This is a genomic window from Achromobacter sp. SIMBA_011 (genome assembly GCF_046535435.1).
In the GTDB taxonomy this organism is placed as follows: domain Bacteria; phylum Pseudomonadota; class Gammaproteobacteria; order Burkholderiales; family Burkholderiaceae_B; genus Achromobacter; species Achromobacter dolens.
Map to the genome: position 1 here is coordinate 1 of NZ_JAWRWN010000584.1, position 266 is coordinate 266.

At 68.8% G+C, this 266-nt stretch carries 1 pseudogene; it reads left to right on the forward strand.

The window, feature by feature from the left end:
* Positions 1-266, forward strand: a pseudogene (locus SB816_RS32250) (MFS transporter); the annotation flags it as partial.

Sequence of the window (266 nt, forward strand, 5' to 3'; positions counted from 1 at the left end):
GTGGGCGATCGTGCTCGGCCTCGGCGTCGTGTTCCCGATTCTGTATGCGCCCGAGTCGCTGCTGTTCGCGCAGCAGTTTCCCGCGGAAATCCGCTACAGCGGCATTTCGCTGTCGGTGCAGCTGGCCGGCGTGATCGGCGGCGGCTTCGCGCCGATGATCGCGACGTCGCTGCTCAAGGCCGGCGGCGGCCAGCCGCACTACGTGATCGCGTATCTCGTCGGCTTCGGCGCGTTCGCGCTGCTGTGCACCGCGCTCATGCGTCCGG